The following is a 13538-nucleotide window of genomic DNA, read 5'->3' on the forward strand; positions in this document are numbered from 1 at the left end:
CTAAGCCGGGCAGCTTTTTTGGCGGTTAGACCACAGGCCGGGCGGGGTTCCGGTGATCCGTTTGAAGACGCGGTTCAAATGGGCCTGATCAGAAAACCCAGTGCGCGCGGCGACCTCGACCAGGGGCAGGTCCTGCAACAACAGGTCTTTGGCCCGCGCAACACGGGCGCGCAGCACCCATTGATGGGGGGATTGTCCGGTACGGGTGCGAAACCACCCATTGAACCGCGTGCGTGACAGCCCAGCAACTGCCGCAAGCGTATCGGTTTGCAAGGCGGTTTCCAGATGGGTATCAATGTAATCAGTGACCTGCGCAAACCAGTCGGTTGTCGCACATCTGGCGAAAACCGACTGTAACAACTGTTGCGCCTGCACAGCGATCCCCTGCGGCGTGGCGCTGTCTTGCAGTGCATAGGCCATGATCTGTTCGGACAGCGCAATTACCGCGTCGGGGGCCTCTGCAAAAATCGGGGCATCGCAGGGCGTATCAGCGTCCAGCAGTGTTTCAAGCGTGCTGCGTTTGATATGAATATCCAGATGGCGCAGCGGGCCTACATCAGCAAAACTGCCCCATAGGTTCATGCCCGCCGGAACGTAACAGACAGTGCAGGGCGTACCTTTAAGCCCCCGATTGGGCGTCAAAGACATCTGCGCCCCGTCCAGAAACAGGATCAATCTGGGATGCATTGACACATATTGCCCCCGCGCGCCGTTGCGCATTTGCACCCGCCAGCAATCCACCAACATATCCTGTGTCGCAAAGCTGCGCATAGGGCCGGAAGACTCTATTCCAGTGACTTTTGCATACATGCGGGGGTGAAACGACATAGACAGACCTTTGTTGGTATCTGGCTGAGTCGATGAACTTGGCTGATAAACCTTTGGATAATCAGCCCAGCAGCCGAGTCAAGTGATTGACGCCGCTTTTCCCTGCTATAGAGAGGGGAAAGCCACGTCTGGGCTGCATTTCCCACAGGTTTTGCGCCCTGCCAAGCCAGTCCACGTTCCCTTTGCAGGTAGTCCATGCGACGAGTCCTTCAGATTTTACTGGTGATGGTCTGGCCGATTGCGCTGGCGGCAGAGCCTGTGCGGATTGATCATGTCTGGGGCAGCACGACCGTTCCAGAACCCCCAAAACGCATCGTCAGCCTGTCCTTTACAGGCTTAGACAACTGGCTTTCGCTGGGACTTTCGCCCATTGCCTACCGTGTCTGGTACGGGGGCGACGCGGCGGGGCTGTGGCCTTGGGCGCAACCACTATTGCAGCCAGTTGCGGGGTTAGACAACGGGCTAGCCCTGCGCGGTGAAATTGATCTGGAACAGATCGCCCGTCTGAAACCCGACCTGATAGAGGCAATGTATTCCGGCATCAGCTATGCCCAATATACCGCCCTGTCCCGCGTTGCGCCCGTGTTACCGCCGCCCCCTGAAACTTCGGATTTCGGCGCCTCATGGCAACAAATGATCGCCACCTTCGGGGCGGCAACGGGCAAAACCGCGCAGGCGGTTAAAGTGACCAAAGACACGCAAAACCGCCTAAACGCGATCCGCAACGCCCACCCCCAGTGGCAAGGCAAAACAGCCGTGGTTGTCTGGCCGGACGGACCGCTGATCTATGGCCCCCAAGATGCCCGCGTGCGACTGTTGCACAGTCTTGGCTTTGTGCTGCCTCCTGCCGCAAAACGGTTTGCCCGGGGGGGATTTTACTTTGCGCTGGATCGTGAACTGACCGAGCCGCTGGATGCCGACGTGCTGATCTGGCTTGATCTGGGCGGAGGGGTTGGGGCAGCCGCCCGACACCCCTTGCGCCAGACGATGCGGGCGGTGCGCGAAGGGCGAGAAATCGTCACTGACCCGACCCTGTCTGCCGCACTCAGCTATGCAACGCCGCCCAGCATCAATTACGCGCTGGACCGTCTGGTGCCCCTGCTGGAACAAGCCTTGGACGGCGACCCGACTACAGCCGTTGATGGCAGCGCGGAGGCAGGCCTATCCCGCTAATACGCCTCATATTCCCCGCAGCCACCCTGATCCTGCTAGCCCTTGCCTCGCTTTTGATCGGCGCGCGCGGCGGTATCGGGCTGGCCGAATTTCAGGTTTGGCTGGCAGGTACAGCCCCCGACGATGCAGCCTCCGTTGTGCTGGGCGAAATGCGCCTGCCCCGCACGGTGACGGCCCTTTTGGCGGGGGGGGCGCTTGGCTTGAGCGGTGCGTTGATCCAAGGCTTGTCGCGCAATCCACTGGCCGATCCGGGGCTTCTTGGCATCAACGCAGGGGCCGCTTTTGCCATGGTCGCAACGGTTTGGTGGCTGGGCCCGATGGCCCCTGCGCTGCTGTTATTCCCCGCCCTGTGCGGCGCGGCTTTGGCGGCTTTGACAGTCTCAAGCATCGCAACCCTGTCCACCAGTCCCGTCACTTTGATCCTTGCAGGCGCGGCCCTGACCGCCCTGCTTAGCGCCGCACTGCGCGGTTTGATCCTGCTTGATCCCTACGCGCTAGAGGTCTACCGCCACTGGGCCGTGGGCGCGGTTGACCGCGCGGATGTGGCCACGTTGCAGACCGCCGCTTTGGTCGCACTGGCTGGTGTGGTTTTGTCCCTGACCGTCGCCCGTTGGTTAGATGTGCTCGCACTTGGCGCAGATATGGCCCAGAGCCTGGGCGCAGGGGTCGGCCGTATCCGCTTGGTCGGGTTAACAGCCGTGGCGTTGCTCTGTACGGCGGCAGTTATGGTTGCCGGGCCTATTGCGTTTGTCGGCCTGCTTGCCCCCCATATGGCGCGGCTGACAGGGGCGGGTGGGATGCTGTCCCAAATGCTGCGTGCCGCACTGTTTGGCGGCGGGTTGCTGTTAATTGCAGATATCCTTGGTCGTGTCATCGTTCCGGGCGTCGCGATTGAGGCAGGTCTGGGTGTCACCGTGATCGGCGGGCCTTTCCTGATCTGGCTGGTGCGCCGTCAGGCCGAGGGTCTGACATGACCCGCATAACCGTTTTATACGTAACCCTGACGGGCCTTTTACTGGGGCTGGTGTTTCTTCTTTTGGTGGTTGGCCAAGGGGAATTGCACCCGTTTTCCGTCCCGCTGGATCGTACAATTCTGCTGCATTTCCGCGCGCCCCGTGTGGCCTTGGCGCTTGTCACTGGCGCGGGTCTGGGCATGGCTGGCACTGCCGTGCAGACGCTGCTGCGCAATCCTTTAGCCTCGCCCGATATTATCGGGTTCAGTGCCGGTGCCGCCGCAGGCGCTGCGCTGGTGATCGTTGTTTCGGGAACCGGTGTCTGGGCAGGCGCGGGTGCTGTTCTGGGCGGCAGTGTCACCGCCGCTTTGGTTCTGGCACTGGCATGGCGCGGGGGCATCGCCCCCTTACCTCTGGTGCTGATCGGCGTTTCTTTAAGCCTGCTACTGGCCGCGGCAACCGATGTTCTGCTCAGTCTCGCCCCGGACTTACAAGCCAGCGAGGTTACGCGTTTCCTGTCGGGATCATTCGCAGGGGCAGAATGGCACCGTGTCGGGTGGATGGGTGCAATCACGATCATCGGCGGTGTTTTTCTGGCATGGCATACCTTTGCCGTAGATCGTTTGGGAATGGGCGATGACATGGCCCGCGCCTTGGGCTTGGGACCAGACGGTGTGCGCATCAGGGTGGTTGCGGTCTCGGCGGTAATGGTTTCTGTCAGCGTGGCGGTAGCAGGCCCAATCCCCTTTGTGGCGTTTTTATCCGGCCCGTTAGCGCGCCAACTGTCCAAACAATCCGGCACGGTTTTGCTGTTGTCAGGTGGCATTGGCGCAGCGCTGGCCCTTGGGGCAGAGGCCCTGTCCGGCATGCTGATCTTTGGTGCCCACCTGCCCGCAGGCGTCTTTACCGCCCTGATCGGCGGCCCTGCCATGCTGGGCATTTTATTCTTAAACACGAGGCAACAATGAGCGCGCAATTAGAAGTTCAAAACCTGTCTATCACGCTGGCTGGGCGGCGGGTGTTGGATGACCTGTCGTTGGGTTTTGCAGCGGGCAGTGTCACCGCGATTATCGGACCCAACGGCTGTGGCAAGTCCACATTGCTGCGCACATTGGTGCGGATATTGGACCCAAGCCACGGGGCAATCAGTCTGGACGGGACCGACATCCGAGACCTTGCCGCACGGGCCCTTGCGCAGCACATCGCATTCCTGCCACAAACCCCGCAAACCCCCGATGGCCTGCGTGTTGCTCCTTTGGTCGAGCGGGGCCGCACCCCCTATATGCGCCCGTTCCAACCCCTGCGCCAAACAGACCGGGATGCCGTCACCGCCGCGCTAGAGGCAACAGGCATGACAGACCTAAAAGACCGCCGCGTGGATCGCCTGTCTGGCGGACAACGCCAACGGGCATGGATCGCCCTTACCGTTGCCCAGCAAACGCCGATCCTGATTCTGGACGAGCCAACCACCTATCTGGACCTGCCCCACCAAATCGAAATCTTGCGTATGGTGCGAAAATTAAATGCTGAAACGGGCAAAACAGTGATCATGGTGCTGCATGACATTAACCTAGCCAGCCATTATGCAGATCGCATCATCGCGTTGAAAAACGGGACGGTTGCCTTTGACGGCACACCACAAGAAGTGGTGAGCGCTGCAAATCTAAGCGCGCTGTTTGATACAGATTTACAGGTGCGCCAAGACGCAGGCCAGCCTCCTTTGGTTCTGCCAAAATAGGGGCTGTGCTGCTTAAACCCATTCACAAAATCGGGAGTCGATCCGCTTTTGGCTCGAAATTCCTCTTTGTCCGTGTTAGCGGGGGTTAAACAGGCAGGCTTCCCCCCACCCAACACATATAAGGAACCCTTCCATGGCAGAACCAACCCGTGCCAAACGCCCTCCGCGTCTTTTTGTTGTAAGTGCCGTCAAACGCCTGACGCCCCATATGATCCGTGTCACCTTTAGCGGCCCTGAAGTTGCCGAAATCCCAGACGGCTGTGAAGGCGCCAATTGTAAAGTCTTCCTGCCCGAGCCTGCACAAAGCAAAGACAGTTTTATCCGCCAGTTGGTGGATGGACCCCGACCGTCCGTGCGCACCTATACCGTGCGCCATCAGCGCCAAGGCGCAGGGGAAATGGATATTGATTTTGTCGATCACGGCGATGCGGGTCCAGCCTCGGCTTGGGCGCGGGCAGCGCAGGTGGGGTCGTTTTGTGGTTTTGCAGGGCCTGGTCCCGTAAAGGTAGAAACCTATTATGCGAACCACTATCTTGTGGTGGCAGATATGTCTGCCCTGCCCCTTGCCGCGGCCACTTTGGAAGCCATGCCTGCAGACGCGCAAGGGACGGCAATTTTTGACATTCCCCATGCGGATGACCAACAGGATTTTCGAATCCCTGCAGGCATCAAACAGCATTGGATCGTCAATGCAGACAGCCACGCCCCAACGGGTGAAATCGTTGAAATGGTGCGGGGGTTGGACTGGCCTGCTGAAACCGTTCAGGTTTGTATTGCGGGGGAAAGCACGATGATCAAAGAACTGCGCCAGCACATTCTAGTGGATTTGCAGACCCCGAAACAGGATGTCTATATTTCGGGCTATTGGAAGATCGGCCTGATCGAGGACGAACACCAAAAGGCAAAACGTCTGGAAGCCAACGCCGCATAAGAAACACAGGTCTGCCCGTCAGGTGTTGGCGGGCAGCACATCCAGAATTTTACGCGCCGCAGTCATCGCGCCCGGTTTTTGCTGCATGGCTTTTGCATTTTCCTGCAACCGCGCACGCATCGCAGCGGCATCCAACAAGGTGGTGATTTTGTCTTGCAACAGCGCATCGGTCATGGACCAGCGATCCAACCGGTCCCCGACGCCACATTCCACCGCCCGCCGCGCCGTATCATGCCCGTCCCAGCAATAGGGAATAACCAGCGAGGGCACGCCGAAGTACAACGCCTCGCAAAAGCTGTTATTGCCGCCATGGTGGATGAACAAATCGCATTGTTCAATGACGGAGGGCTGGGGGAACCAATCTTGCAAATGCACATTGTCAGGCACTTTGGAATAGCTTTCGATCAAAGCCCCCACATTCACCAAAAACCGCGCAGGAATGGTGGCCACGGCATCAATGATCCGCTGCAAGAACTGCACATCTGTTGATCCCAGACTGCCAAAACTAAGGTAAACCAGCGGGCCATCATTGGCAGGAAATTCCGGCACCTGATAAGGGCGTTCATCCCGAACGCAGCCTTCGAGCAGGGCGAAACGGGGGGCTTCGAGAGGGGCTTCCCGTTCAAACCGTACGATGCTCGGGGCCAGTAACAGGTTCAAATCATCCGAGTTTTCCAAGAATTCCCCTGCGGGCAGAGGCGCAAGGCCAGCATGGGTTCGAAACGTATTGTAGCGCTTGTGCGGGCGATCCACGGCCTCCAGATATTCGGCGTTGAATTCCGCAATCTGCAACCCTTCACTTGGATCAAGACCTGACAGATAGGGCGGTACATTGGCATCCCGAACCTCGGTTTCGGCACAGGACACGATCCGCACCCAAGGGCAGCCAAAGCGGGCGATGGCGGGGAACATGATGACATTGTCCAGCACGATCAGATCGGGCGCAATCTGGTTCAGCACATGGGTCAACCCCTGCTCCAGATCAACCGCCGTATCTACAATTGCATCCCAGACGGGGGCCACATACGTCGTTAACTGCTGCTGGGGCGTCAGATTGAAATGGGGCAAATGGCGGGCGAGAAATTCTTCCCAATAGCGTCCGGTTTCTTCAATTGTGCTGGCGGATGACGGTTCGACGTAATGTTCTTCAAAACCATAGTCCGAAAACACCCCCGTAAAGCCGCCGTGGGTGATAAAAACCGGCGTGGCCCCCAGTTTCGCCAAAGCCTGCGCGATGCCGATACAGTTCAGCGCCGCGCCGAAACTGGCTTCGGGGAAAAACGCGATAACGGGGGATTTTCGGGTGGTCATCTAGGGGTCAGGTCCGCTGCATTCGGCCCGCGAGCATGATCGCCGGCGCGCCGCGGTTGGCCACGCTCGGGCGGTTGCTTTTGGACATACGCAAATGCACCCGCATCAGGTCAGCAGCCACCGCAGGCATCCCCTGTTCCAGCGCATCAAGAATCCGCAGATGTTCGCGCAACGACTGGCGCATGCGAAAATCGCTGATGGTGTGGGACGCCCCGTGTAAATGGCGTAGTTGGTTATGGTTTGTCATTGTTTCGCTGATATAGGGATTTGTCACAGCCCGTGCAATCAGCAGATGGAACGCCAGATCGGCGTTGCGGAATTCATCCAGACGGATGGCATTTTCGGCCCGCGCCAACAGGTCTTCGGTCTGAAGCCGCACAACGGCTGCGCGGTTTTTTTCGATCCGAAAGCCTTCGGATAAAATCGCTTCGGGTTCCAGCATCAGGCGAAATTCAAAGCTGTGGGCCTGCGAAGACTGCTCGCCCATCAGTTGTTTGAACATCCACGACTGGCCATCCGCCTTATCCACAATCCCCTTTGATTTCAGGTCCAGCAACAGATTCTGCGCCGCAGCACGGGGTACGTTGTAGCGGCGGCTTAACTCCGAAACGGTCACACTGGCCCCAAGGCGGCGGCTGGCGCGATCGCGCACAACCCGTTCCACCAAAACGCCTTCGGGCGGGTCCGTTTTCATGTCTGCATCCAGCCGCACCGTCAACGGATCGCGGGCCAGCACATAGCCGCCCTCAGGCGCTTTGCTGGCATAGCCTTGCTGTTCCAACAGTTGCAGGGCGTTGCGGATCGGGGTGCGGGACACGTGGCAGGCCTCGGCAAGGGTGTTTTCCACCAGACGCTCGCCCACGGCCAATCCCGAATCGATTAGCACATCCAGTATTTTTCCCGCCATAGCTGCGGGTCGGTTCGATGTTTTCATAAGATCCAAGCCCCCTATGTACAAAAAAAAGCCGCCTCTACAGCTATATAACCCAGTCATATACAGCAATACATGAAGTTCAAGTTTTGTCTTGTGTATTTTTTACATCAAAAATACAGTCATGCCTATCCACGCAGCCAAAGAGGTGCGCGGCACAACGGGAGTATAATAAATGACAAAGTCATCCACCGCGCTTGGCGCATTCAAAACAATTCTCTTCGCAGGCTGCGGCATTGCCGCCCTGTCCACAGCCGCATTTGCGGAAAAAATCGTGATTTCGAACTGGGACGGCTATATGCCGCCCGACCTGCTGGAAAACTTTACCAAAGAGACCGGCATCGAGGTTGATATGGCGGTTCACGGCACCAATGAGGAAATCATGGGCAAGGTCGTGGCCAGCGGCGGGCGCGGCTATGATGTTTTATTTGTGTCATCCCCCTTTGCCGAGGCGCTGAACAATCTGGGTCTGGCTGCCACGCTGGATCACGCCAAAATCCCCAACCTGTCCAATCTGGTAGATGAAGCCACGCAACTGGCCCATGATCCGGGCAATACCTATTCGGTTCCTTATACTTGGGGCACCACGGGTCTGTGTTACCGCAGCGATCAAATGGACGCGCCCACGTCGTGGAATGATCTGCTGAAACCGTCCGATGATCTGAAGGGCCAGACGACCATGCTGTCTACGGATCGCTGGATGATGGGGGCTGCGGCGCTGGCTTTGGGCAAATCAGTGAATGACACATCCGACGAAACCTTAGCCGAAGAGAAAGAATTGCTGGTGGCAACAAAACCGACACTTCTGGCCTTTGATGATACCACTTTCTATCTGAAGCTGGTTTCGGGCGAAGCCAAGATGGTTCAGGCGTGGGACGGCTGGTGCAACTATGGCATCGGGGAAAATGCCGAGATCAAATATGTGATCCCGTCCGAAGGCTCTGATCTGTGGGTGGATTCCATTCTGGTGACAAAAGCTTCCGAACACAAAGAGGCCGCCGAGGCGTTTATCAACTATATGCTGCGGGTGGATGTGGGCACTTGGGTTGCGGAAAACATCCTCTACAAAGTGCCAAACGGCGCGGCGATGGCGGCTCTTGATCCGTCTTTGTTTGAAACCTTCCCCAATATGGCGATGAAGCCGGCAGAGCTGTTGGCCTTTGAACAACTGCGCGATTTGGGCAAGGGTCAAAAGGCTTTTGCGCGCACTGTGACCGAAGTAATGGCCGCCAAATAAGACCCGACAGGCACCAGCGGACCAATGGGTTGGCTGGTGCCACAAACATTTCTGGCGGAACATAAATATGCGAAACAGCGTCAAAACCTGGGTACTGATCGGCCCCGGATTGGGATGGATTTCCCTACTGCTGGTCATCCCCTGCGCCTTGATCTTTGTCTATGCCTTCTTTGAACGGGGCGTTTACGGCGGCGTTGACTACATCTTTACCTTTGAAAACTTCCAACGGGCCTTTGATCCGCTGTATATGGGGATTTTCCTGCAATCCGCCAAAATCGCAGGGCTGGCCACGTTGATTTCGATCCTGATCGCCTATCCTACCGCCGCCGCAATCACTCAGGCCCCGCGCCAGTGGCAGACCGTGCTGTTGATCCTTGTGATCATGCCGTTCTGGTCCAACTATCTGATCCGCACCTATGCGTGGATTGTGATGCTGAACCGCGAAGGCCTGATCAACAACGGGCTGGCGTATCTTGGTGTGATCGATGACCCCCTGCCCCTGCTCTACAATAATTTCGCCGTGGTGACGGGGCTGGTCTACAACTACACGCCCTTTGTGGTGCTGGCGATTTATTCATCCCTGACACGGATCAATCCCGAAATCATCGAGGCGTCCTACGATCTGGGCGGCAGCGGCTGGACAACCTTTCGCCGTGTGACCCTGCCCCAAACCGTTTCGGGTGCTGCGGCCGGGGGCGTGTTCGTTTTTGTGCTGTCCATCGGCAACTTTATCACCCCTGATTTACTGGGTGGCGGGCGCGTGCAAATGGTGGGCAATCTGATCTATGACCAATTCCTAAGTGCGCGGGACTGGCCGTTTGGCGCGGCCCTGTCCCTGTTCCTGATCCTTGTGATGATGGCGCTGTTGTTTACGCAAGCGGTGCTGACCAATCGGGCCGCTGGCGATAGGGGGGCAGCATAATGGCGCATAAATCCTCGCGGTTTTTGAACCTGCATCTGTGCCTGTTCTACATCTTCCTCTATGTGCCGATCCTCGTTCTGATGGTGCTTAGCTTTAACAAAGCGGGCCTGCCTACGGTTTGGACCGGATTTTCGCTGGAATGGTACAGCAAACTTTGGCAGTCCAAAGAAATCCTGTCTGCCGCGCGCAACACGCTGGTGGTGGCCGTCAGCGCAACGGTTCTGGCCACGATTGTCGGCACGCTACTGGCAGTTGGGGTTGAAACGCGTCGGCAGTCCTCGGCACTGGATGCAGTGCTGTTTGCACCGATGATTATCCCTGACATCGTGCTCGCCATCGCGCTTTTGTCGTTTTATTCCCTGCTGAATTTCACCCTTGGCCTGCATTCGATCATCCTAAGCCATACGGTTTTCAACATCGCCTTTGTGGCCGCCGTCGTGCGCACCCGTATGCGCAATTTCGACCATTCCATTCTGGAAGCCAGCGCCGATCTGGGCGGCAGCGAGGTGACAACCTTTTTCCGTGTGTTGTTGCCCGCAATTGCACCCGGCGTAATCGCGGGGGCTTTGCTGTCGTTTACTCTGTCCATTGATGAATTCATCATCGCCTTTTTCACCGCAGGACCGGGGTCAGCTTCGACCACGCTGCCCATGCAAATCTACGCCATGATCCGCTTCGGCGTGACACCAGAAATCAACGCCATGGCGACCATTGTGATGTTCGTATCCTTCGCCATCGTCATCATTGCCCAACGGGCCGACAAAGGAGCCTTCACCCGATGAGCAACGGAATTGAGCTGCATAACATTACCAAACGATATGGCAGTCTGACGGCGGTGGATGATGTTTCCCTGTCCATCAAAGACAATGAATTCTTTGCACTGCTGGGGCCAAGCGGTTGTGGCAAGACCACGCTGCTGCGGTCTCTTGCAGGGTTTGAAACGCCACAAGAGGGGCGGATTATTGTGGGAGGTGTGGATGTTACCCACACCAAACCCAGCCAGCGCCCGCTGAACCTGATGTTCCAGTCCTACGCTTTATTTCCCCATATGAGCGTGGAAAAAAACATTGCTTACGGGTTGGAAATGGAAAAGCTGCCCAAAGCGGAAATCGCCACTCGTGTGGGCGAGGTTATAGACAGCGCCCGTCTGGGGGATTTTGCCAAACGCAAGCCCGATCAACTGTCAGGCGGGCAACGGCAACGGGTTGCACTGGCCCGCGCCTTGGTCAAACGTCCCCGCGTATTGCTGCTGGATGAACCGCTTTCCGCGCTCGACAAAAAGCTGCGCGAAGACATGCAGTTGGAACTGAAACGCCTGCAAAATGAAGTGGGGATCACCTTTCTGATGGTGACCCATGATCAGGAAGAAGCCCTGGTCATGGCAGATCGCATCGCGGTGCTGCACGATGGAAAACTGGCGCAAGTGGGCACACCTGTTGACCTTTATGAACATCCCAAAACCCGCTTCGTTGCAAACTTTATTGGCGAAATGAATTTTCTAAGCGGCACAGCCACCACAGGCGGTGTTGAAATCGCCGATGGGGGTCTGTTGCGCGGAACCGCCGATACGGCGGGGGGCAGCGTTATCGCCGTGCGTCCCGAACGGATCAGCCTGCAAACCCACGCCCCTGCCGAAGGCCAGAACGCCCTGCACGGCACCGTATTTGACACCGCCTATCACGGGTCGGACCTGAGCGTTCATCTGAAAACCTGCGGCGGGCGGGAAACCGTGGTTGCGCGGATGCAGATCGGGCAGGTCGATCCTGCCAGCATCACCAAAGGCACTGATCTTTATTGCGTCTGGTCGCCGGACCACACGCGCATTTTACACGCCTGAACACCGATTTTTGTCAAAAGGGAGACACAAAATGACACAGAAAACGATAGCCTTCTTCCCCGAAGCCGCCTTTGGCCCTGCGCTGAATTCCGTCGGCATCGCGCAAGCCTGCGAAAAGCTCGGCCATAAGGCGGTATTCCTCAGCGATCCGGGATTTGTCGAGATTTACCAAGGCTACGGCTTTGAAGCCCATCCCGTGGCCCTGTCCGAACCCATGGAACCCGAGGCAATGGCAAAGTTCTGGGAGGACTTTATCAACAGCCACATTCCGAACTTTCGCAAATCCCCGATTGATCAGATCGACACCTATGTCAAAGAGTGTTGGGAAAACATCGTGGACAGCGCGAAATGGGCGCAAAAAGACCTGCCCGGCATCCTGAAGTCCATCAACCCCGATATGATCTGCGTGGATAATGTGATCCTGTTCCCCGCAATCAAACAGTTCGGCGTGCCATGGGTGCGGGTGATTTCCTGTTCGGAAAACGAAATCACCGACCCCAAAGTCCCGCCCCATCTGTCAGGGTGCAGCGTCACTGATCTTGCGGGGATGAAAGCCTACCGCGAAAAGTTTAACGCGGTGATCAAACCGATCCATGACGATTTCAACGGCTTTCTGGCCGATTGCGGCGAAGACGCCTACCCCATCGGCGAATTCTGCGAAACATCACCCTTTATGAACCTGCTGTTGTATCCCGAAGCCGCCAAATTCGAACGGCAGAACCCGCTGTCCCCCGATCAGTTTCAATATCTAGAGGGCTGCGTGCGCGAAGAAAAACCCTACACCGTGCCCACCTTTAAGGCCAATAACGACAAACCATTGCTGTATATTTCCTTTGGCTCGCTTGGGGCGGGGGATACCGATCTGTTAAAGCGGATCATCGACGTTGTGGGCAAACTGCCTTACCGCGCTTTGGTGAATGTGGGCGACTATATGGATGCCTATGATACCGTGCCGGATAACGTGCATCTGGCGGGCTGGTATCCGCAGCCCTCTGTCATTCCGCAGGTGGATGCGGTGATCCATCACGGCGGGAATAATTCGTTTACCGAGTGTCTGTATTTTGGCAAACCCGCCATCGTGATGCCCTATGTCTGGGACGGCCATGACAACGCCATGCGCGCACAGGAAACTGGTCACGGCTTTGGTTTTGACCGCTATGAATGGACAGATGCGCAGTTGGAAAAAGCCCTGAACGATTGCATCACCGATCCCGCAATGCAGGCAAAACTGGCCGCCACATCAAAGGCGATGCAGGGTGAACACGGCCCGACCAAAGCGGCAAGAATCCTCGATTCACTTTTGAAAGACACGGCATGATTGCGCCTTCGACACCGCATCTGCATCATGCCTCGACCCGTCAGGATCTGGTGGATTGGGGTCCGCAGCCGGACGCACTGGAAGGCGCGTCTGCATCTAGTGGCAAACTGGTGCACAAAGGCCCTGACAACCGGCCTGAAACCGGTATCTGGGTCTGCACGCCGGGCCGTTGGCGCCTTGCGATTCCGCGCGATGAATTCTGCCATTTTGTGGCAGGCCGCGCCACCTATACGTCTGACGACGGAGAGGTCATCGAAGTGGAAAAAGACACCATCGTTATGTTCCCCGCCGGCTGGTCCGGCGACTGCACGGTCCATGAAACCATGCGCAATGTTTATATGCTGTTCTGAAAGGCAACC

The 13538-nt window shown here is 57.3% G+C and carries 14 protein-coding genes; 11 read left to right on the top strand and 3 right to left on the bottom strand.

Translation table 11 applies throughout. The features are described 5' to 3' along the window. A complete protein-coding gene (locus tag GGE09_RS12955; RefSeq protein ID WP_309746563.1) occupies positions 1 to 828 on the bottom strand; it encodes an AraC family transcriptional regulator in 828 nt (275 codons plus the stop codon). Between the two features lie 195 nt (positions 829 to 1023). On the opposite strand from GGE09_RS12955, the gene GGE09_RS12960 reads away from it, so the two are divergent. The 5 genes from GGE09_RS12960 (at position 1024) to GGE09_RS12980 (ending at position 5623) form a co-directional block, all read left to right on the top strand. After that, the gene (locus tag GGE09_RS12960; RefSeq protein ID WP_309746564.1) at positions 1024 to 2001 is read left to right on the top strand and encodes an ABC transporter substrate-binding protein; all 978 of its coding nucleotides are present in this window, start codon (positions 1024 to 1026) and stop codon (positions 1999 to 2001) included. 32 nt (positions 2002 to 2033) lie between these two features. Beyond that, entirely contained in the window at positions 2034 to 2975 is a 942-nt protein-coding gene (locus tag GGE09_RS12965; RefSeq protein ID WP_309746834.1) for an iron ABC transporter permease, read from the top strand. Then, a complete protein-coding gene (locus tag GGE09_RS12970) occupies positions 2972 to 3922 on the top strand; it encodes an iron ABC transporter permease (RefSeq protein WP_309746565.1) in 951 nt (316 codons plus the stop codon). Before GGE09_RS12965 ends, GGE09_RS12970 begins: the two co-directional genes overlap by 4 nt. Beyond that, on the top strand, positions 3919 to 4692 hold the full coding sequence (locus GGE09_RS12975; protein ID WP_309746566.1) for an ABC transporter ATP-binding protein: 774 nt from the start codon (positions 3919 to 3921) through the stop codon (positions 4690 to 4692). The genes GGE09_RS12970 and GGE09_RS12975 overlap by 4 nt, the downstream gene beginning before the upstream one ends. Positions 4693 to 4825: 133 nt before the next feature. Then, positions 4826 to 5623 (top strand): siderophore-interacting protein, encoded by a 798-nt coding sequence (locus tag GGE09_RS12980; protein ID WP_309746567.1) that lies wholly within the window; start codon positions 4826 to 4828, stop codon positions 5621 to 5623. 18 nt (positions 5624 to 5641) lie between these two features. Here GGE09_RS12980 and GGE09_RS12985 read toward each other — a convergent pair whose 3' ends face one another. Then, on the bottom strand, positions 5642 to 6934 hold the full coding sequence (locus GGE09_RS12985) for a glycosyltransferase (RefSeq protein ID WP_309746568.1): 1293 nt from the start codon (positions 6932 to 6934) through the stop codon (positions 5642 to 5644). Positions 6935 to 6941: 7 nt separating this feature from the next. Further along, a complete protein-coding gene (locus GGE09_RS12990; protein ID WP_309746569.1) occupies positions 6942 to 7868 on the bottom strand; it encodes a GntR family transcriptional regulator in 927 nt (308 codons plus the stop codon). Between the two features lie 172 nt (positions 7869 to 8040). Between GGE09_RS12990 and GGE09_RS12995 the strand changes: the two genes are divergently transcribed. From GGE09_RS12995 to GGE09_RS13020, 6 genes are all read left to right on the top strand, one after another. Beyond that, entirely contained in the window at positions 8041 to 9102 is a 1062-nt protein-coding gene (locus GGE09_RS12995; RefSeq protein ID WP_309746570.1) for a spermidine/putrescine ABC transporter substrate-binding protein, read from the top strand. 67 nt (positions 9103 to 9169) lie between these two features. Continuing rightward, complete coding sequence (locus GGE09_RS13000) at positions 9170 to 10024, top strand: ABC transporter permease (protein WP_309746571.1); 855 nt, start codon at positions 9170 to 9172, stop codon at positions 10022 to 10024. Continuing rightward, positions 10024 to 10806 (top strand): ABC transporter permease, encoded by a 783-nt coding sequence (locus tag GGE09_RS13005; RefSeq protein WP_309746572.1) that lies wholly within the window; start codon positions 10024 to 10026, stop codon positions 10804 to 10806. Before GGE09_RS13000 ends, GGE09_RS13005 begins: the two co-directional genes overlap by 1 nt. Continuing rightward, a complete protein-coding gene (locus tag GGE09_RS13010) occupies positions 10803 to 11861 on the top strand; it encodes an ABC transporter ATP-binding protein (protein WP_309746573.1) in 1059 nt (352 codons plus the stop codon). The genes GGE09_RS13005 and GGE09_RS13010 overlap by 4 nt, the downstream gene beginning before the upstream one ends. 31 nt (positions 11862 to 11892) lie before the next feature. Continuing rightward, a complete protein-coding gene (locus GGE09_RS13015) occupies positions 11893 to 13179 on the top strand; it encodes a glycosyltransferase (RefSeq protein ID WP_309746574.1) in 1287 nt (428 codons plus the stop codon). Further along, entirely contained in the window at positions 13176 to 13529 is a 354-nt protein-coding gene (locus GGE09_RS13020; RefSeq protein ID WP_309746575.1) for a cupin domain-containing protein, read from the top strand. The genes GGE09_RS13015 and GGE09_RS13020 overlap by 4 nt, the downstream gene beginning before the upstream one ends. The last annotated feature ends 9 nt before the right edge of the window (positions 13530 to 13538 follow it).

The organism is Roseobacter sp. N2S (assembly GCF_031454055.1).
GTDB lineage: Bacteria > Pseudomonadota > Alphaproteobacteria > Rhodobacterales > Rhodobacteraceae > Amylibacter.

Excerpts from the sequence above, each read along its gene's own strand:
- GGE09_RS12955 (WP_309746563.1), bottom strand. The coding sequence starts at position 828 with ATGTCGTTTCACCCCCGCATGTATGCAAAAGTCACTGGAATAGAGTCT.
- GGE09_RS12960 (WP_309746564.1), top strand. The coding sequence starts at position 1,024 with ATGCGACGAGTCCTTCAGATTTTACTGGTGATGGTCTGGCCGATTGCG.
- GGE09_RS12970 (WP_309746565.1), top strand. The coding sequence starts at position 2,972 with ATGACCCGCATAACCGTTTTATACGTAACCCTGACGGGCCTTTTACTG.
- GGE09_RS12975 (WP_309746566.1), top strand. The coding sequence starts at position 3,919 with ATGAGCGCGCAATTAGAAGTTCAAAACCTGTCTATCACGCTGGCTGGG.
- GGE09_RS12980 (WP_309746567.1), top strand. The coding sequence starts at position 4,826 with ATGGCAGAACCAACCCGTGCCAAACGCCCTCCGCGTCTTTTTGTTGTA.
- GGE09_RS12985 (WP_309746568.1), bottom strand. The coding sequence starts at position 6,934 with ATGACCACCCGAAAATCCCCCGTTATCGCGTTTTTCCCCGAAGCCAGT.
- GGE09_RS12990 (WP_309746569.1), bottom strand. The coding sequence starts at position 7,868 with ATGAAAACATCGAACCGACCCGCAGCTATGGCGGGAAAAATACTGGAT.
- GGE09_RS12995 (WP_309746570.1), top strand. The coding sequence starts at position 8,041 with ATGACAAAGTCATCCACCGCGCTTGGCGCATTCAAAACAATTCTCTTC.
- GGE09_RS13000 (WP_309746571.1), top strand. The coding sequence starts at position 9,170 with ATGCGAAACAGCGTCAAAACCTGGGTACTGATCGGCCCCGGATTGGGA.
- GGE09_RS13005 (WP_309746572.1), top strand. The coding sequence starts at position 10,024 with ATGGCGCATAAATCCTCGCGGTTTTTGAACCTGCATCTGTGCCTGTTC.
- GGE09_RS13010 (WP_309746573.1), top strand. The coding sequence starts at position 10,803 with ATGAGCAACGGAATTGAGCTGCATAACATTACCAAACGATATGGCAGT.
- GGE09_RS13015 (WP_309746574.1), top strand. The coding sequence starts at position 11,893 with ATGACACAGAAAACGATAGCCTTCTTCCCCGAAGCCGCCTTTGGCCCT.
- GGE09_RS13020 (WP_309746575.1), top strand. The coding sequence starts at position 13,176 with ATGATTGCGCCTTCGACACCGCATCTGCATCATGCCTCGACCCGTCAG.